The sequence below is a fragment of the Arthrobacter sp. Alg241-R88 genome (genome assembly GCF_900537115.1).
Classification (GTDB): domain Bacteria; phylum Actinomycetota; class Actinomycetes; order Actinomycetales; family Micrococcaceae; genus Arthrobacter.
Genome location: NZ_UNRG01000004.1, coordinates 256,460 through 273,660, shown reverse-complemented (window position 1 = coordinate 273,660; position 17,201 = coordinate 256,460). Strand labels below are relative to the sequence as shown.

Genomic DNA, 17,201 nt, shown 5'->3' with positions numbered 1-17,201 from the left:
CATATTACTAGTCGATCTAGCTAGTCCGGCTAGTTACTTCTGCGCGCGCCCTTCATCAACGTCCTGCAAGGCGTTAGTCATTCGTTGGAGGAAGTCAATGACAACATGCGCCTCGTCGGCGCTCAAACCTTCAGCAACCGCCATCATGCGGCGGTGCATCGCACCAAGGGTCACGCGGACTTCCTTGTCCGACTCTACGGTTGGAACCACCACCACGGACCGCCGGTCCGTAGGGTGGGCTTCCCGCCGCACGTGTCCGCTCCGCACAAGCCTGTCTATCAGCGTGGTAGTGGACGCGCTGGTGATTCCCAGGAACTGGCTTAGATCCTTTGGTGCCGTCGCCTCGCCTGCAGCCTGGACGCGCAGGAGGTAGCGCAGGGCGAGGATGTCAGTTTCACCCATCCCCATGGAGTCACGGGTAGAACGCCGGACGGTCGTCTCAGCGGCCCGATAATCCCGCAGGGACTTCAGCACGGCGGCGCCGTAATCCAGCTGGCCGTCAGGGCCGTACCAATAGCCAGAGCCTTCATTACCGGTGGAACGCATGCAAACATTCTAGATCAGCTGGTATCTAGACAGGCAAGCGAGTGTGGCCGTGGGGTTATTCGAGTGCTTACCGAGGAGAAACACCAGCGTAACCAGAGCCTCCTAGCCTTGATTTGCATATCCCTTCGGCGAATCGAGGAAGACATGCAGACCAACCCGCGCCTGAACATCCGGCAGGTCACCTGGTCCAACCCGGTGGGCGCGGACCTGCGCCGCGCCCAACAAGCCGAACTCGATGCCCGTTTTGGTACCCCTGACCACGAACCCGGCACCCCGCCGTCGGGCGCTGACTGCGCGGTGTTCCTGGTGGCCTATGACAAGGGATCCGGCCAGCCCGTGGGGTGCGGCGGTTTACGGCTCCTCGATGACAGGACAGCAGAAATAAAGCGTTTGTACGTTCTCCCCTACACCCGTGGATCAGGAGTGGCGAGCTCCATTCTGGCGGCGCTTGAAGCCGAGGCCTTCAAGCAGGGAATCACCCGCATCAAAGCGGAAGCCGGTTCCGCCCAGCCTGATGGACGGAACTTTTACGAGAACTCCGGCTTCGAGCCGGTACCCAACTTTGGCGCCTACATTGGCATTGCGCACTCCTACTGCTATGCCAAGAGCATCCATGCCCGCAGTGCTGCTCATACTGCCATGGCGTAGCAGGAGAAGGAGGCCCGACCGGGCATCCGTCACACTCGGTGCCGCCCGCACGGCTCGGCTAACCTCGGGCTATGGAATCAGCAGACATCACCTTCCGCACCCGAAAGTGGGTCCGGCCCGAGGACCTCAACGCCAACGGCACCCTTTTCGGCGGAAGCCTGCTGAAGTGGATCGATGAGGAAGCGGCCATCTACGCCATCCTCCAGCTCGGTAACGGGCGCGCCGTCACCAAGTACATCTCGGAAATTAACTTCGTCAGCTCCGCAGTGCAGGGCGACCTGATTGAGATGGGGCTGACGGCCACACGGTTCGGCCGAACCTCCCTGACGATGCGCGCTGAAGTCCGGAACATGATCACCCGCCAGAGCATCCTCACCATCGAAGAGATCGTCTTCGTGAACCTCAACGCCTCCGGCAAACCAGAGCCCCACGGCTACACCGAAATAACCTATGACAGGGACCGGATCCCCACCCATCACCTCACGGACACCCTCCAGCAGGACTGACGCATAAGCAGGACTGGGCACAGCAGGACTGCCGTCCCACATACCCTGCCCTTCTGGACAACCGGCAGCGGCGGGCAGGCAAACGTTAATCCCAGGTTTGCCCGACCGGCACTGGGCGTTTCCTTCGCTGGACCACGGTGGACAGCCGGGCGGTTTATCGAATCGATAGCAATAACGCCCGACTTTCGCCATGCCCGGCTATAGGCTTGCCGGACATGCTCCGATTCCAGTCCAGAAATGAGTCCTGATCGTGCGTAAATTGCAGACTTTGGTTGCCGCCGCCGTCGCCGTCACTCTCCTCGCCGGATGCGGCGGGGGCACAGCAACACCTGCGGCCTCAGGTGATGCCTCCTCGGCCCCGGCGGGCGGTTCAGGGGAGACCCTGGTTGTCTATACGAACTCCAACGGTGAAGGCCGCGGCGAGTGGCTGACCACAAAAGCAGCGGAGGCAGGTTTCAAGATCGAGATTGTCGGTGCCGGCGGCGCAGACGCCACCAACAAGCTTATTGCCGAGAAGAACAACCCCATCGCTGACGTTGCGTTCGGGTTGAACAACATGTACTTCTCCCAGATCACAGCCGAAGGCGCCCTTGAACCCTACGAGCCCGCCTGGGCCGGCGAGGTGGACAAGGAACTGGGCGACGGCGAGACCTACTGGCCGTTGGTCAAGCAGGCCATCCTCCTGGGCTACAACTCCGACAAGTTTGCCAAGGACGCTGCCCCGCAGGACTGGACGGACCTCTGGACGAAGGACGAGTTCAAGGCCCGCTATGAGCGTGTCACCGGCCTGGGCACTGCCACTGCGCAACTGGTTTTCGCCGGAATCCTGAGCCGCTACCGGGATGACTCAGGCGACCTGGGCATTTCTGATGAAGGCTGGAAGCAGGTGGAGCAGTACTTCCAGAACGGGAGCCCCGCGGTTGCCAAGACCGACCTCTTTGCCCGCATCGCATCGGGCGAAGTGGACATGGGCCAGATGCCGTCGTCGATCATCGCCGAGCGTGAAAAGTCGTTCAAGGTGAACGTTGAAACGGTGATCCCGTCCGTCGGTGTTCCGCTTGCCGTGGAGCAGGTGGCGCTTGTGAAGGGGACCAAGAAAAAGGAACAGGCCCAGAAGTTCATCGACTGGTTCGGCAGCGCCCAAGTCCAGGGCGAGTTTGCGCAGCAGTTCAATTCCATGCCGGTGAACAAGTCTGCGGAAGCGAAGGCCAACGCCGAGGTGGTGGACTTTTTCGCGGACCTCAAGCAGCAGGATATCGACTGGGAGTTCGTGCAGGAGAACATGGGTGCCTGGGTGGAGAAGATCGAGCTCGAGTACATGACGTAGCCCGCGGTTTCCGGTCCCTCCCACCCGCTTTACCAGACAGGTTTTGCCATGATCCGCTTGGACAACATCACAGTATCCTTTGGTGACTTCACCGCTATTCCGCATCTGGACCTGCACGTCCGGCCTGGCGAGTTCTTCACCTTGCTGGGGCCTTCAGGCTGCGGCAAAACGACGGCGTTGCGCACCCTGGCAGGTTTCATCCAGCCCTCGGCGGGGACAGTCCAGGTGGATGGCAAGGACGTGACCCGGCTTCCCAGCGACAAAAGGCAGGTGGGCATGGTCTTCCAAAACTATGCCCTGTTCCCCAGCATGAGTGTGTGGGAGAACATTGCCTTCGGGTTGCGGGTGCGGAAGGAGAAACCAGCGGACAGTGACCGCCTGGTCCGGGACATTGCCGGACGGGTGGAGCTCAGCGATGAGCAGTTGTCCAAGAACGTGGCTGAACTTTCCGGCGGCCAGCAGCAGCGGGTGGCGGTGGCGCGGGCACTCGTGCTGCGGCCCAAGATCTTGCTGCTGGATGAACCTTTGTCCAACCTTGACGCCAAGCTCCGGCATCAGTTGCGGCAGCAACTGAAGGACCTGCAAAGCGAGTTCGGGATTACTACTGTCTACGTCACGCATGACCAGGACGAGGCATTGGCGATGAGCGACCGCGTGGCAGTCTTCAACAAAGGCGTAGTGGAGCAGGTGGGAACCCCGCAGGAGATTTATGATCACTCCGCCACCGAGTTCGTGTGCAACTTCATCGGGGACAGCTCCGCCCTCACGCCTGACTTCGTGGCGGAACTGAACCGGCTGTCAGGTGCGGGGCTCAGCACGGACGCGAAGTCCTATCTCCGGGTGGAGAAAGCGTCGCTGAACCCGGCGGCGGACGGGAGTGCCGCCGTCGGACTTCCCGGAACGGTGACGTCCCGCACGTACCACGGCCTTCACAGCCGCTACGTGGTGCGGAGCCATGGCGCGGACATCCGCCTGCTGGCGAAGGAAGACGGCGGCGCCCACCCTGAGCCGGGCACGGAGACCACCATCTACCTTCAGCCCGCCCACGTGCTGCAATACCATCCCGGGACCGGCGCCGTACTCAAGCAGGAAGACCAGGCGGTATCCCTGTGATGGGCGGGACACCGGTCCGCAGCATGGCCCGCTCCCCCTTCGTCCTGGTGGTCGGGGCTGTCCTCACGTGGTTCATCGCTGCGTTCCTGGTGTGGCCCAACGTCAACGTCCTGATCGCCACCTTCTTCCCGGACGGCGATTTTTCGGGACGCGCTGCGGAAAAACTCTTCTCTTCCCAACGTGCCATGAAAGCCCTGGGAAACAGCTTCCTGCTCGCCGTCGCCCTGTCCATCACCGTGAACCTGGTGGGCATATTTATTGTCCTGGTGACGCACTACTTCCGCATCCGGGGATCAAGGATCCTCTTCCTCGGCTACGCCTCCACCTTCATCTACGGCGGCATCGTGCTGGCCGCCGGCTACAAGTTCATCTACGGGGACAAAGGAATCGTCACGTCCCTGCTCGTGAAGGTTTTCCCGGCCATGGACCCGGGGTGGTTTTCCGGGTTCTTCGCCGTCCTGGTAGTGATGACTTTTGCCACCACCACCAACCACATGCTCTTCGTGGCCAACGCGCTGAAGGGCATCGATTACCAGACCATTGAGGCAGCGAGGAACCTCGGCGCTTCAACCTGGACCATCCTGCGGCGGGTTGTGCTGCCCATGCTCAAGCCAACGCTGTTCGCCGTCACCATCCTCTCCTTCCTCACCGGCCTGGGTGCGCTGAGCGCTCCGCAGGTGCTGGGCGGCCGGGATTTCCAAACGATCACGCCGATGATCCTGACGTTTACGAACAGTCCCACCTCACGCGACCTGGCGGCACTGCTTGCAGTCATCCTGGGCGTGGCCACCATCCTGATGCTCGCGGTGATGTCCCGCCTCGAAAAAGGCGGCACGTATTTTTCGGTGTCAAAGGTTTCATCCGCCCTGGAGAAGCAGTCCATCACCAACCCGGTGGCCAACGCGGCGGTCCACGCCGTGGCGTACCTGCTCTTTGCCGTGTACACCCTGCCGGTGGTGCTGATCGTTGTGTATTCGTTCGCCGACGGCGCCGCCATCCAGACCGGCCAGCTCACGCCGGGAAACCTGACGCTGGACAACTATGTCCGGGTCCTGACCCAGCAGTCCGGGCTGCGTCCGTTCGTCGTCAGTGTGGTGTATAGCGCGCTGGCCGCCCTGATCGCCGTCGGCGGCCTGCTCTTCGTTGCCCGGCTGCTGCAGAAGTACAGGAACTGGGTGTCGGCTGTCTTCGAATACCTGCTGCACATCCCCTGGGTCCTGCCGTCGGCCCTTCTGGCCCTGGGCCTGATCATCAGTTACGACCATCCGAATCCGCTGGTGGGCGGGGCCGTACTCACTGGAACCACTGTGATTCTGCTGATCGCTTTTGTCACCGTAAAGATCCCGTTCACGCTTCGCATGCTCAAGGCGTCCTTCGCCTCGGTTAATTCGTCGCTTGAGGAAGCGGCAGCCATCATGGGCGCCAAAACCCTCTACGTGTTCCGGCGGATCCTCCTGCCGCTGGTGCTGCCCGCAGCCGCCGCCATCACGGCCCTGAACTTCAACAGCCTGCTGGACGACTACGACACAGCCATCTTCCTTGCCCACCCGCTGGTCCAGCCCCTCGGCCTGGTCATCAAGGCCAACACGGACGGGGCCGAGGGCGTGGAAGGCGTGGCCAATACCTTCGTCTACACCGTACTCCTGATGGTCATCACCGGCGTGACGATGTATCTCGTCTACGGCCGGTCCCGCCTGCGCGGGTCAACAAAGAAGCGGCTGCCGGGCATCCCGCCTGCTGCACCCGTTGCCGGGCCCACCCTCTCCGGCGCCCCTGTGCCCGGTGAAGACGCCACCCAACCGGCAGCTGCCGTTCGCTGATCAGCCGCCGGAACTGCTGCCGGCGGCGCTACGCTGGTTCCGCCGTCGGGCAAGACTTAGCAGGCCGTCACGCAGCGGTTGGGCACCATCCGCCAGGGCGACGCGCACCAGCGCCGAGGACGCCAGGCTCAAGGCGCCGGTCCGCAGCACGCGCCGCCGGTCGTAGGCCAGGAGTGCCTCATCCATTGGCAGTGTATTGAGGAGATCAGCCAGGGTCACCGCGTCCACCAACGACTCACAGGCGCCACGGCCCAGGCTGGGGGCCATGGCGTGCGCGGCATCGCCGATGAGCACAAACCTGCCGCGAACGAAGGACTTGAGGCGGGGAGCCGTCCAGATCCGCTGCACCAGGATGCCGTCAGGCGTAGCGGCAGCGAGCACCTGGCGTATGGCCGGCGCATGCCCGGCGTAGCGCTTCCGGGCCTGCTCCAAGGCTGACGCAGCGTCAATTCCATAGGGGCCAAGCGCGGAACGATAGCTGGCGTACCAGAACAATCCATCCTGGGCAGCGGCGAGGCCGAACAAGTCCCCGCGGCCCCAGTACTCGCCCACCGCGTCCGGGTTGACCCGGGAAGGGAGAGTCCCGCGCAGGGCAAGGTATGGCGTCAGTTTGGCAGCGCTGCGGGCACCCCACACCTCCCGGCGCACCATGCTGTGCACGCCGTCCGCCCCTACCACCAGGCCGTCGTGGGCCGGAAGCGCCCGGACATTGCCCGTCACCCGGCGCACCGTCCCGGGTACGGCCGCATCAAGCAGCCGCAGCAGCTCAACCCGGGAAATCGCGAACATATCCCCGCCCTTGACAGTGACCCAGGGCTCGCCGGCGGCGTTGCGGACCGACCCGCTGCCGATCACGGGACTGACGGCCCGCGCCTCCTCGAGCACCCCAATCCGGGCGAGCGCACGCTGGGCGTTCGGCCACATTCCCAGCGCGTTGCCAACGGTGGGCTGGCCGGGCCGCTTCTCGTGCACGGTCACGTCGAAACGGCCCGGGTCCAGGCAGGAGGCCAGTGCCAGGCCGGCAATGCCGCCGCCAACAATCGAGATTGTTTGCATGGGGGCGATTCTACTACTTTTGTAGTAGATGGGAAGGGCCATACACTGGGCCCATGCCTCACCGCCGCAGAGAATTGATGGATGCCGCCCTGAAGGTCGTGGCGGATAAGGGGATGAAGGGCCTCACCCACCGGGCGGTTGATGCAGCGGCCAAACTGCCGCAAGGCACCACTTCCAACTACTACCGGAACCGCGCGGCCCTGGTCGAAGCGGTGCTGGACCGTCTGCTGGAGCTGGACGCCACGCTCCTCCAGGACCAGGGACCGGCCGGCCCGCCGCAGACCGTTGAGGAGCTGGCAGCCCAACTTGCCGCCCTGGTGCTGGCCCTGGCCGGAGAGCATGCCGGCCTCACCCGCGCCCGGTTGGCCCTCTCGCTGGACCAGCCCGAGTCAGTAACAGCCGGCCACTTTCGGCTGGTGGGCGGCCTCGAACAGGCCCTCGCCGGGTTGGGCATGGCTGATGCGCCCGCCCGCGCCCGGGACGTGGCGGACTACGGCGACGGCGTCCTGCTCCACCTGCTCACGGTCAGGCGGGACGAGCAGCCTGACGCAGCAGCCATTGCCGCGGCAGTCCGGCGGCTGCTGGCACCCTAAGTCGTCCTTCGCCACCTCGTATCCCCCGGAGTTTTTGTCCAGATATGCAGGGCAAATAGCACTTTTGGTCGGCATATCTGGACAAAAACTCTGCTTGTCAGGCCTGGCCGGGCCAGCCGGTGTATGCCTCGGCAAGGTAGGCCATGCCGTGGCGGGAGGAGACGACCGAATGCAGTTCGCCGAGCTGGCGGGCGCGGGAGAAGTCATCGGCATCGGCAGGGGTGTGCAGCATGGTGGTCATCCAGTAGGAGAACTGCTGGGCCTTCCACACCCGCTCGAGGGCGCGGTCGCTGTAGGACTCCAGCAAGCGGCCGGAGCCGGAGTTGTAATGGCTGTCGAGTCCTTCGAAGAGGACTTTCACGTCATGGATCGCCAGGTTCAGGCCCTTGGCGCCGGTGGGCGGCACGGTGTGGGCGGCGTCCCCGGCCAGGAACAGGTTGCCGTGGCGCATGGGGGTGTGGACGAAGCTGCGGAACGGCAGGACCATCTTTTCGATGACCGGCCCCTCGTTGAGCTCGAAGCCGTTGCCGTTGACCCGGCTGCGGAACTCGGCCCAGATCCTGTCGTCGTCCCACTTGGCAACGTTTTCCTTGGGGTCGCACTGGAAGTACATCCGCTGGACCGTCTCGGTGCGCTGGCTGATCAGGGCGAACCCGTTGGCAGAGTTGGCGTAGATCAGCTCGTCGGAACTGCGGGGGGCTTCGGCCAGGATGCCGAACCAGGCGAAGGGGTATTCGTGGAAGTACCACTTGCGGTGCGCTTCCGGGATCTGGAACCGGCAGTGGCTGCGGGAGCCGTCAGCACCCACCACGAAGTCCGCCTGGATCTCGTACTCCACACCGTCGGCGTCGGTGAACCGGACCTTCGGCTTGCCCTCAAGGTCGTGGACGGAAGTGTCCGTGACGCTGTAGCGGACGTCGCCGCCGTCGGCCTTCCGGCGGGCGGCGAGGTCCAGGAACACGTCCGTCTGCGGGTACAGCCACACGGACTCCCCCACCAATTCCTTAAAGTCGACGCGGTGGCTCTCGCCGTTGAAGCGCAGTTCGATGCCGTCGTGCCGGTCGCCGTCACGCAGCACCCGGTCCGAGACCCCGCTGTCCACCAGCATGTTGACGGTGCCGTGCTCCAGGATGCCGGCGCGGACCGTCTCGGAGATCTCCTTATGGCTGCGGACCTCGATCACCGTGGACTCGATACCGGCGTTCGCCAGCAGGTGGGAGAGCATCAGCCCGGCGGGTCCGGCTCCCATAATGGCCACCTGGGTAGTGATGATTTTTCGTGCTGCCATGGCGCTGTCTCGCTTCATTGCGGGCTCCGCGGAGGCGGTGCCGGGTTTCCTGGTCTGGCACCCAGTGTGCGCCACGGGGAGTGACTGCCGGCACATCGATTCCGTTGAATGGTAGAGGTATCAGGAATCGGCCAGGCGGCGGGCGATGCCGCGGGCGGCGGTTTGCAGCGCCGGCACCAGCGCCTGCAGGCGCATCTCGCGGAGGGGCACCACGACGCCGAGCGACGCCACGGCGCGCTGCCGGCGGTTAAGCACGGGGACAGCGATCCCCCAAGTGTCCGGGTCCACCACGCCCTTCAGCTGGGCGAATCCCTGGTGCGCCGTTTCGGCCAGCAGCCCGCGGACATCGTCCGGGCCGACCTTCCCGTCAGGGTCGGCGAACTGGTCCAGGTACTGCTGTTGGAGGGCCTTGTCCTGGTGGGCCACCAACGCCAGCCCGGCAGAAGAAATGTGGACCGGCATCCTGCCTGCCACCTGGGCCCGGTTGGCCACCGAGCCCCGCCGGGACAGCCGCTCCACGAAGAGCGCCTCCCAGCCGTCCAGCACCGCGAGGTTCACGTTCTGATTGAGGACCTGCTGGATGTCCTCCATAAAAGGCATCGCCGCCTGCCGGAGCGCCAGCGTGGGAGAGGTCCTGTTGACCAGCTCCCACAGCCGAAGTCCGGGCCGCACCGAGCCGCCGGGTCCAGCTTCGAGGAGGCCGTGGCCGGCGAGCTGGCGGACCAGCCGGTGGGTGGTGGTCAGCGGAAGGCCTGCCCGCTCTGCAAGTTCCGAGAGCTGAAGGGCGTGGACATCCTGGGGGAAGGCGGCGATCAGGCGGACGATCCTGTCCACTACCGAATCACCTGACGCGGAATTGGCCACCACACCCCCGCTTCCGTTCAATGGGACCTTCCCAGCTTACCGCCGTGGCACCCGCCTGGGCCGGCGCACCCGCTAAACTTCCGCCGTCGTCCGTTCACGGACGCGGCGCCAAACCTCCGGGGCCAGCACCACGGCAATGCCGACGGCGGCCCCAATCACCGTTTCGATGATGCGGTCCCGGAGCAGGATGGCAGGAGGGGACGGAACCACCAGGAGGGTGGAAATCAGGGCGAGGGGTGTGACGAAAAGCTGGGCCAGCAGGTATTGGCGAATGATGAACATTTCCGCACCGAACTGGCACAGCGCCATGACCAGCACCGTCTGCCAGGGTTCCAGGTCCAGCAGCACAATCCCGGCCAGGATCACCAGGCCCAGGACGGTGCCGATGATGCGCTGGACGCCACGGCGGATGCGGTGGCGGGTGGTGTGTCCCACCAGCGGGACAACGGCCGCCACCATGGCCCAGTAGTTGTGCCCGAAGCCCAGCAGCTCGCCGGCCCAAGTGGCCAAGGTCCCGGCAAGCCCGGCGGCGATGAGGTAGCCCAGGCCCTCCAGCCAGGCGGCCCGCTTTTCGTTGGGCGTGCGGCGGACGGGCCTTGGCCGGATCCAGGGGGTCCGGTGGCTGGGGAGGATCCTGGAGGAGAAGCCCACCAGCAGGCAGAACACCGTGGTGAGGACTGCCACCAGCATGGCCTGCCACAGCGGAGGCTGGTTCGGGATGGAAGCGATCGCCGCGAACGCGAAGATGTGGAACAGCGAGCCTGCGGGACGCATCCGCCACCAGGAAATGATCAATGAGCAGGCGCCTGCCACCAGGGTGGTGGCGGGAACCAGGAGCCAGGCCGTGCCGCTGCCGTCCAGTTCAAAGGCCCCCGCTGCCCTCGCCGCCAGGGTAGCCAGGAGGATGACTGCGAGCATCAGCAGTCCGGCCCGCAGTTGGAGCGCGAACCGGGTTCCGTGGGGTTCGCCGCGGCCGTAAATTCCGGTAAAGGCGCCGAAGGACGCGAAGATTGCCAGGTCCAGCCGGCCCAGCAGCACCAGCGTGAAGAGCGGAACGAAGACGCCCACGGCGCACCTCACTGCGGGGTGGTGGTCCTTGTTGCCGGGACCAATGCTGAACATTTCAGCGAGCATCTTCACGAAAGGAACGCCTTCCTGCGGGTGGACTTCTGACGGGCGGCCGCGCTGACGTTCCTGCTAAATCCTACGTCGCGGCCCGCCAAAGCCGGCCGGCGCGTTCCCATGAATGGAACCGCCGGGCAACACCACTGAAACAGCTCCCCCTGATGCTTGAGGCATGAAGCCTCCCATACCGAACACACCCGCGGCTGAATTGAGCTGCGAGGTCTGCGGCATGATGCCCGAACCTCCCAAAGCGCGGCTGACCCTGGCCAACGTGGCCGTGATGCTGCCCATTGAACTCCTGGTGCACGCCCTGGTGGTCGAAACCCACCTGCCCTATGTGGCCAAGGTCCTGGTGCTCACCCTGACCGCCACGGTCCTGGTGATCTGGGTGGCCGAGCCGTCGGCTGCCCGGATCCTCCGCGGCTGGCTGCACGCGCCGGCCCTGCGCCACCGACGGAAACTGGGGGCGGCACCTGCGCTGTGGCGCGCCCGCACCGTCCTGCGGGATGAACCGGGTTCCCTGCAGAAGGTCACCCAGGCGCTGGCCCGCAGCGGAATCAACATCCTGAGCATCCACGTGCATCCGGCGGCGGACGGGGTGCTGGACGAGTTTGTCCTCTCAGCCCCGGGGCACCTCGGCGAGCGCGGTCTCCTGGACGCGCTGCACGACGGCGGCGGCACCCGCTCGCACGTCTGGCCCACCACCGCGTTGGCCATGGCGGACGGACAGACCAGGGCCCTAAGCCTTGCGGCCCGGATCGCGGACGCACCGGACGAACTTCCGTTGGCGGTGGCGGAGCTGCTCGGGGCGCGGATCCTCACGCCGGCGGCGGCCGCCCTGGAAAGGGACGACGCCGGCACCCGGCTCAAGATCCCCACCGCCTGGCACGGCCCCGTCATCTTCACCCGGCCCGGGGAACCGTTCACGCCGGCGGAATCAGCGCGGGCCCACCGGCTCGCAGAGCTGGCCGAAATCCTGTCGCATCAGCGGGCGGCCGGCACACCCCGCTAGTTACATCCGGATGGTCAGTGCGCCCGGGTCCAGGGACATCAGGACGTGCCTGCCCTGGCCCTCGTGGTCGCCGTCCAGCTGGTAGTCGTCATTGTGCTCCAGGGTAATTTCCACGGTTTTGCCCTGGAAGTACTCCACGGCGGTGTCCTTGCCCCGGCCCTTGCCGATCATTCCGGCCACCACCGAGAGCCAGCCCAGCCGGCCATGGTGGGGAGCAAGCACCGCCACGTCGAGCAACCCGTCATCCATCTTGGCTTCCGGAAAAATTTCCAGGCCGCCCTGCACCTTGCCGCAGTTGCCCACCATGACGCTGCGGACCCCGCGGCGCACGGCCTGCTGGCCGTCGATCACGATGGTCGCCTTAACGGGTTTGCCCGGCAAGTTGCGGATGCCTGCATCCACGTAAGCCAGCCAGCCCACCTTGTGCTTCAGCTCCTCGTCGGTGTCGGCCATGATGGTGGCGTCGTACCCCACGCCGGCCATCACCAGGAAGAGCTGCTCCTTCTCGGGGTCGCTCCGGCGGGCACGGACGACGTCGATCTTCCGCTCGGTGCCGGCGAACGCGCCGGCCATGGCGCCGTCGTAATCCGTGATATCCATGCCGAGGTTACGGGCCAGCAGGTTGCCGGTGCCCAAGGGAAGCAGGCCCATGGGGATATCTCCCCCGGAGAGTACTTCGGCCACGCAGCGGACCGTCCCGTCGCCGCCGCCGGCGATGACGATGTCGGCCCCCTGCGCGAGGGCTTCCTTCGCCTGGCCGACGCCGGGGTCCTCCTTGGTGGTTTCGAACCAGAGCGTTTCGCCCCAACCGTTTTCGGCGCTGTGCTTGGCTGCCAGTTCGCGCACATCGATGTCCACCGTCTTGGCCGGATTGATGATGATGGCTGCGCGTTGAGGGGCAGTGGAGTTGGCAGTCATGGCGTCCTTCGGTGGCGAATGGAAAGGCTACTTCTCACAGAAGACTAGCCTGCCTGCCAAGAGCAGGTCATCAGCCTGGCGGCTACAGCGTTTTTACTGCTCCAAGAACCTGGGCGAGGGAGTCCTTGGCGTCCCCGAAGAGCAGGGAGGTCTGGGGTTCGTACAGCAGGTCGTTCTCGATCCCGGCGAATCCCGGCCGCATGGACCGTTTCAGGAACACCACCTGCCGGGCATCGGCAACTTCCAGGATGGGCATGCCGTAAATGGGCGACCCCGAGGATGTCTTGGCCGCGGGGTTGACCACATCATTGGCACCTACCACCAGCGCAACATCCGCGGTCTTGAACTGCGGGTTGATCTCGCCCATCTCCTTGAGCGATTCGTAGGGCACGTTGGCTTCGGCCAGCAGTACATTCATGTGCCCGGGCATCCGGCCGGCCACGGGATGGATGGCAAAATCCACCTCGATGCCCCGGGCCTCCAGCGCCTGGGCCAACTCTGCCGCCGTGTGCTGGCCCTGCGCCACGGCCAGGCCGTAGCCGGGAACGATGATCACGCGCTGCGCGTAGCCCAGGAGCACCGCCACGTCCTCAGCGCTGGAAGAGCGCACCGGACGCTCGCTCACGGCCGTGGATCCCGCCGTCGAACCTCCCCGGAAGGCGCCGAACAGGATGCCGGCAACGCTGCGGCCCATCGCCGCTGCCATGGCGCGGGTCAGGATGGTGCCCGAGGCGCCCACCAGCGTGCCCGCCACCACCAGCAGCACATTGCCCAGCACCACACCCGACGCCGCCACGGCCAGACCGGTGAAGGCGTTCAGCAGCGAGATCACGATGGGGACGTCCGCGCCGCCCACGGGCAGCACCAGGAGGACCCCGGCGGCAAGCCCCAGGACCAGGAGCAGCACCGCGAGCGCGGCAGAACCGGTGAGGATGACGGCGGCGCCGGCCGCCACCGCCGCGAGCAGCACCACTCCCATCACGGCCGGAAGCCCCTTGAACACCACGGGCCGTGTGGTCATCAGTTCCTGCAGCTTCGCGAAGGTGACCCCGGACCCGGCAAAGGAAACGGCACCTACCAGCAGGGTGAAGACAATTGCGAGGCGGACCCAGGGATCGTCCGTATGGCTGAGTTCCAGGAGCGCCACCAGCGCCGCAGCACCGCCGCCCACGCCGTTGAAGAGTGCCACCAGCTGCGGCATCTGCGTCATTTTGACCCGTCGGGCCACAGGCGCAGCCACCGCTGATCCGGCCACTATCGCGGCCAGGATCCACGGGATGTTCTCGAGCCGCGAGGACAGGAAGACGGTGACGACGGCGATCAGGGCACCGAGTGCGCCGATGAGGTTTCCCCGGCGGGCGGTGCGGGGTGAGCTGAGGCCGCGCAGCGCCAGGATGAAAAAGACGGCGGCGGCAAGGTACAGGAGCGATGTCCACACGGGGTCGAGGAGGCTCACCTGCCTTCCACCTTCCCGGCGCCCTCTTTAGGCGCCACTTGTTTGCGCGCATGGAACATGTGCAGCATCCGGTCGGTCACCACAAAACCTCCCACGAGGTTCGCGGTGGCCAGGACGACGGCGAGGAGGGCCACTGCGAGCAGCCACGGGTCGGCCGCCTGGCCGGCAACAATAATGGCACCGACCAGGATGATCCCGTGGATGGCGTTCGCGCCGGACATCAGCGGCGTGTGCAGGGTGCTGGAAACCTTGGAAACCACCTCAAAGCCGACAAACACCGCCAGGACCGTGATGGTCAGCAGGCTCATCCCGTCCATCAGAGAACTCCTTCCCGCCAGCTGCCGGCCCTGGCCGCCAGCAGTTCCGCGGTGGGCTGGTGCCGGACCGAACCGTCGTGTGTCAGGCAGGATCCTGCAAGCACCTCGTCGTCGAAGTCGGGCGCCAAGGCACCGTCCCGGATCATCAGGGCCAACAGGTTGGCGACGTTTTTGGCGTACAAGCGGGAGGCGTCGGACGCCATCGCGGAGGGGGCGTCCTTCAGGCCCACCAGGGTGACGTAGCCAGAGCCGTTGGCCGTGGGAACGGGAATGTCCTGCCCTGGCACCACCGCTTCCACGTTGCCGCCGGACTCAGCGGCGAGGTCGATGACGACGGACCCGGCCCGCATGCCCTGCACCATCTCAGTGGTGACCAGGAGGGGGGCGCGCCTGCCGGGGACGGCCGCCGTCGTGATCAGGACGTCGGCCTGGGCAACGTGCGGGGCGAGCAGCTGCCGCTGCCGGGTCCCGGCGTCGGAACTGAGCTGGCGGGCGTAGCCTCCGGCTGCCTCGGCGGTTTCAAGGTCCAGCCGGATGAAGGTGCCGCCCATGGACGCCACCTCGTCCGCGGAGGCGGGCCGGATGTCGTTGGCGAAGACCCGGGCACCCAGCCGTTTCGCAGTGCCGATGGCCTGCAGCCCGGCCACCCCCGCTCCGAGCACCAGGACGCGGGCGGGCGGGACGGTGCCGGCGGCGGTCATGTACAGCGGGAAAAACCGGGGCAGCCGGATGGCGGCTTCCAGGACGCAGCGGTAGCCGGCCACCAGGGCCTGGGAGCTGAGGGCGTCCATGGACTGGGCCCGGGAGATGCGGGGCACGAGCTCGAGGGCGAAGGATGTGACGCCGGCGTCCGCGAGTGCCTGGACGGTGGGCAATTCCGACGACGGCGATGCCAGTCCCACGGTCACGGCTCCCCTTTTCAGGGACCCCGCCGTGTGCGGATCAAGTGGCCGGACGTGGGTGAGGACATCCAGCTGGGCTTCATCGAGCAGCGGGACGATGTGGGCTCCGGCCTGGCGGTAGTCCGCGTCCGGGTGGCCGGCGGCTGCACCGGCATCCGCCTCAAGAAGTATTTCCACGCCCAGGGCCGCCAGTTGCTTCACCGTCTCCGGTGTGGCGGCCACCCGCCGTTCACCCTCGCGGCGTTCCCGCGGTATGCCCAGTTTCACCCGACTCCCCTCGCTGCACGGGTGCGGCAACGCCGCCCTGCCGGGCCGTGTCCGTCTGGATCAGAGAGCTTCGCGGAGCGGCGTTGCTGCACGTAGTTGGCTAGAGTCTATGGCCCGCACCGCTGCGGCGGGAGTAGGGCGGCTGGCTTGGGTGGCAAACAGTTACCTTAATGGTTCCCCGGCTGCTGCTTGGGCTCCCCTCCCGCGAGCCGGTAGGAGTCCTGCAGCAGTTCTTCCAGCAGCTTGTCGTCGATCCGGTCCAGCCGTACCAGCACCAGCTGGGGAGAGCGCTCGTGATGGGGTGTCCAGAAGTAGGTTTCCGGTTCGGTTCCCGCCAGGGCCTCGCGCTCCTCCGTTTTGACCGTGAGGACGCCGGGCTCCCAGATCCGGGCCATAAGGGTCTTGGCGAACCACGCCGGCTGCCCCCAACTCGGCCGCTCGGTGACGCCGGGCAGTGCCAGGGCAGCTTTTCGGACGTCATCCTCGGTGGCCATGTGCCACAGTCTGCCTGCGCGGCGGCCGTCGGACAAGACCCGCCGTGACCAAAGAGTTTTTGTCCAGATATGCCGACTTCAGCGCCTCTGAAGCCTGCATATGTGGACAAAAACTCCATCAAAGGCGCTTAGCCGCGGGCGCTGAGGTCTGCGGAGACGAGTTTCGCCGTCGCTACGATTTCCTGCGCCACTGACGCCAGGTAGGCGTCCGGGTCCGGCTGCGCCGCCACGGACTGCGCCTGGAGTGACACATTCACCGCAGCCACCACCTTGGTTCCGTCGTAAACCGGTGCAGCTACCGACATCAGGCCCAACTCCAGTTCCTGGTCCAGGAGGCACCAGCCCTGGGCGCGGACAGTCTCAAGGACGGCCAGCAGCTCCTTGGTGGTGCCCAGGGCACGCGGGGTCAACGGTTTGATGTCCGCGGCCGCCAGGTACGCCTTCAGGTCTGCGGGCGGCAGCCCGGCGAGGAGCACCCTGCCCATGGAGGTGGCATAGGCCGGGAAACGCGTGCCCACTGTGATTCCGACGTTCATGATCCGGCGGGTGGTGACCCGCGCGATGTAGGCGATGTCCGTGCCATCCAGTACCGCGGCGGACGTGGACTCCCCCAGCTTCAGGGAGAGCTCCTCGAGGTGCGGCTGCGCCAGCTGCGGCAATGACAAGCCGGACAGGTACGCGTACCCCAGCTGAAGGACCTTGGCCGTGAGCGCGAACGTCTTGCCGTCGGTCCGCACATAGCCCAGTTCCACCAGGGTGTGCAGGAAGCGCCGCGCCGTAGCGCGGGTCAGGCCGGTCCGGGCTGCCACCTCGGTCAGGGTCATGACGGGATGGTCGGTATCGAACGCGCGAATGACGGCGAGCCCGCGGGCCAGCGACTGGACGTACTGGTCACTGGCCTGCGGGGCACCCGCTACTGCTGCGTCGGTCATGGTTACCAATCCTAGGG

Annotated in this window: 18 protein-coding genes; 7 read left to right on the top strand and 11 right to left on the bottom strand. The window is 65.8% G+C overall.

Annotation, left to right across the window (positions count from 1 at the left end):
- Positions 1-33 precede the first annotated feature (33 nt).
- Positions 34-546, bottom strand: coding sequence for a MarR family transcriptional regulator (locus G6R19_RS11975; protein ID WP_163165165.1), 513 nt, complete (start codon positions 544-546; stop codon positions 34-36).
- Positions 547-690: 144 nt separating this feature from the next.
- Here G6R19_RS11975 and G6R19_RS11970 point away from each other — a divergent pair, with 144 nt between their 5' ends.
- The 5 genes from G6R19_RS11970 to G6R19_RS11950 all read left to right on the top strand — a co-directional run bounded on the left by G6R19_RS11970 (position 691) and on the right by G6R19_RS11950 (position 5,960).
- Positions 691-1,194 (top strand): GNAT family N-acetyltransferase, encoded by a 504-nt coding sequence (locus G6R19_RS11970; protein WP_163165162.1) that lies wholly within the window; start codon positions 691-693, stop codon positions 1,192-1,194.
- Positions 1,195-1,265: 71 nt separating this feature from the next.
- Complete coding sequence (locus G6R19_RS11965; RefSeq protein ID WP_163165160.1) at positions 1,266-1,700, top strand: hotdog domain-containing protein; 435 nt, start codon at positions 1,266-1,268, stop codon at positions 1,698-1,700.
- 250 nt (positions 1,701-1,950) lie between these two features.
- Positions 1,951-3,027, top strand: coding sequence for an extracellular solute-binding protein (locus G6R19_RS11960; protein ID WP_163165158.1), 1,077 nt, complete (start codon positions 1,951-1,953; stop codon positions 3,025-3,027).
- A gap of 48 nt (positions 3,028-3,075) precedes the next feature.
- Complete coding sequence (locus G6R19_RS11955; RefSeq protein ID WP_163165156.1) at positions 3,076-4,140, top strand: ABC transporter ATP-binding protein; 1,065 nt, start codon at positions 3,076-3,078, stop codon at positions 4,138-4,140.
- The gene (locus G6R19_RS11950) at positions 4,140-5,960 is read left to right on the top strand and encodes an iron ABC transporter permease (RefSeq protein WP_163165155.1); all 1,821 of its coding nucleotides are present in this window, start codon (positions 4,140-4,142) and stop codon (positions 5,958-5,960) included. Before G6R19_RS11955 ends, G6R19_RS11950 begins: the two co-directional genes overlap by 1 nt.
- Here G6R19_RS11950 and G6R19_RS11945 read toward each other — a convergent pair whose 3' ends face one another.
- Entirely contained in the window at positions 5,961-7,016 is a 1,056-nt protein-coding gene (locus G6R19_RS11945) for an FAD-dependent monooxygenase (RefSeq protein WP_163165153.1), read from the bottom strand.
- A gap of 53 nt (positions 7,017-7,069) precedes the next feature.
- Between G6R19_RS11945 and G6R19_RS11940 the strand changes: the two genes are divergently transcribed.
- Positions 7,070-7,609 (top strand): TetR family transcriptional regulator, encoded by a 540-nt coding sequence (locus G6R19_RS11940; RefSeq protein WP_163165151.1) that lies wholly within the window; start codon positions 7,070-7,072, stop codon positions 7,607-7,609.
- Between the two features lie 97 nt (positions 7,610-7,706).
- On the opposite strand, the gene G6R19_RS11935 is transcribed toward G6R19_RS11940, so the two are convergent.
- The 3 genes from G6R19_RS11935 to G6R19_RS11925 all read right to left on the bottom strand — a co-directional run bounded on the left by G6R19_RS11935 (position 7,707) and on the right by G6R19_RS11925 (position 10,901).
- Positions 7,707-8,897 (bottom strand): 4-hydroxybenzoate 3-monooxygenase, encoded by a 1,191-nt coding sequence (locus G6R19_RS11935; protein WP_163165321.1) that lies wholly within the window; start codon positions 8,895-8,897, stop codon positions 7,707-7,709.
- 120 nt (positions 8,898-9,017) lie between these two features.
- Positions 9,018-9,761, bottom strand: coding sequence for an IclR family transcriptional regulator (locus tag G6R19_RS11930; RefSeq protein ID WP_163165319.1), 744 nt, complete (start codon positions 9,759-9,761; stop codon positions 9,018-9,020).
- Positions 9,762-9,833: 72 nt separating this feature from the next.
- A complete protein-coding gene (locus tag G6R19_RS11925) occupies positions 9,834-10,901 on the bottom strand; it encodes an FUSC family protein (protein WP_163165149.1) in 1,068 nt (355 codons plus the stop codon).
- 157 nt (positions 10,902-11,058) lie between these two features.
- Here G6R19_RS11925 and G6R19_RS11920 point away from each other — a divergent pair, with 157 nt between their 5' ends.
- A complete protein-coding gene (locus G6R19_RS11920; RefSeq protein WP_163165147.1) occupies positions 11,059-11,898 on the top strand; it encodes an ACT domain-containing protein in 840 nt (279 codons plus the stop codon).
- Here the strand turns inward: G6R19_RS11920 and G6R19_RS11915 are convergent, their stop codons facing one another.
- The 6 genes from G6R19_RS11915 to G6R19_RS11890 form a co-directional block, all read right to left on the bottom strand.
- Positions 11,899-12,816, bottom strand: coding sequence for a diacylglycerol kinase family protein (locus tag G6R19_RS11915; RefSeq protein WP_163165145.1), 918 nt, complete (start codon positions 12,814-12,816; stop codon positions 11,899-11,901).
- Between the two features lie 82 nt (positions 12,817-12,898).
- Complete coding sequence (locus G6R19_RS11910; RefSeq protein WP_163165143.1) at positions 12,899-14,272, bottom strand: NAD(P)(+) transhydrogenase (Re/Si-specific) subunit beta; 1,374 nt, start codon at positions 14,270-14,272, stop codon at positions 12,899-12,901.
- Positions 14,269-14,589 (bottom strand): NAD(P) transhydrogenase subunit alpha, encoded by a 321-nt coding sequence (locus G6R19_RS11905; protein WP_163165141.1) that lies wholly within the window; start codon positions 14,587-14,589, stop codon positions 14,269-14,271. The genes G6R19_RS11910 and G6R19_RS11905 overlap by 4 nt, the downstream gene beginning before the upstream one ends.
- Entirely contained in the window at positions 14,589-15,758 is a 1,170-nt protein-coding gene (locus G6R19_RS11900; RefSeq protein ID WP_163165139.1) for a Re/Si-specific NAD(P)(+) transhydrogenase subunit alpha, read from the bottom strand. The genes G6R19_RS11905 and G6R19_RS11900 overlap by 1 nt, the downstream gene beginning before the upstream one ends.
- Before the next feature lie 167 nt (positions 15,759-15,925).
- Positions 15,926-16,252, bottom strand: coding sequence for an MmcQ/YjbR family DNA-binding protein (locus tag G6R19_RS11895; protein WP_163165137.1), 327 nt, complete (start codon positions 16,250-16,252; stop codon positions 15,926-15,928).
- Positions 16,253-16,380: 128 nt separating this feature from the next.
- A complete protein-coding gene (locus G6R19_RS11890) occupies positions 16,381-17,184 on the bottom strand; it encodes an IclR family transcriptional regulator C-terminal domain-containing protein (RefSeq protein WP_163165135.1) in 804 nt (267 codons plus the stop codon).
- Between the last annotated feature and the right edge of the window lie 17 nt (positions 17,185-17,201).

Excerpts from the sequence above, each read along its gene's own strand:
- G6R19_RS11975 (WP_163165165.1), bottom strand. The coding sequence starts at position 546 with ATGCGTTCCACCGGTAATGAAGGCTCTGGCTATTGGTACGGCCCTGAC.
- G6R19_RS11970 (WP_163165162.1), top strand. The coding sequence starts at position 691 with ATGCAGACCAACCCGCGCCTGAACATCCGGCAGGTCACCTGGTCCAAC.
- G6R19_RS11965 (WP_163165160.1), top strand. The coding sequence starts at position 1,266 with ATGGAATCAGCAGACATCACCTTCCGCACCCGAAAGTGGGTCCGGCCC.
- G6R19_RS11955 (WP_163165156.1), top strand. The coding sequence starts at position 3,076 with ATGATCCGCTTGGACAACATCACAGTATCCTTTGGTGACTTCACCGCT.
- G6R19_RS11950 (WP_163165155.1), top strand. The coding sequence starts at position 4,140 with ATGGGCGGGACACCGGTCCGCAGCATGGCCCGCTCCCCCTTCGTCCTG.
- G6R19_RS11945 (WP_163165153.1), bottom strand. The coding sequence starts at position 7,016 with ATGCAAACAATCTCGATTGTTGGCGGCGGCATTGCCGGCCTGGCACTG.
- G6R19_RS11940 (WP_163165151.1), top strand. The coding sequence starts at position 7,070 with ATGCCTCACCGCCGCAGAGAATTGATGGATGCCGCCCTGAAGGTCGTG.
- G6R19_RS11935 (WP_163165321.1), bottom strand. The coding sequence starts at position 8,897 with ATGGCAGCACGAAAAATCATCACTACCCAGGTGGCCATTATGGGAGCC.
- G6R19_RS11920 (WP_163165147.1), top strand. The coding sequence starts at position 11,059 with ATGAAGCCTCCCATACCGAACACACCCGCGGCTGAATTGAGCTGCGAG.
- G6R19_RS11915 (WP_163165145.1), bottom strand. The coding sequence starts at position 12,816 with ATGACTGCCAACTCCACTGCCCCTCAACGCGCAGCCATCATCATCAAT.
- G6R19_RS11905 (WP_163165141.1), bottom strand. The coding sequence starts at position 14,589 with ATGGACGGGATGAGCCTGCTGACCATCACGGTCCTGGCGGTGTTTGTC.
- G6R19_RS11895 (WP_163165137.1), bottom strand. The coding sequence starts at position 16,252 with ATGGCCACCGAGGATGACGTCCGAAAAGCTGCCCTGGCACTGCCCGGC.
- G6R19_RS11890 (WP_163165135.1), bottom strand. The coding sequence starts at position 17,184 with ATGACCGACGCAGCAGTAGCGGGTGCCCCGCAGGCCAGTGACCAGTAC.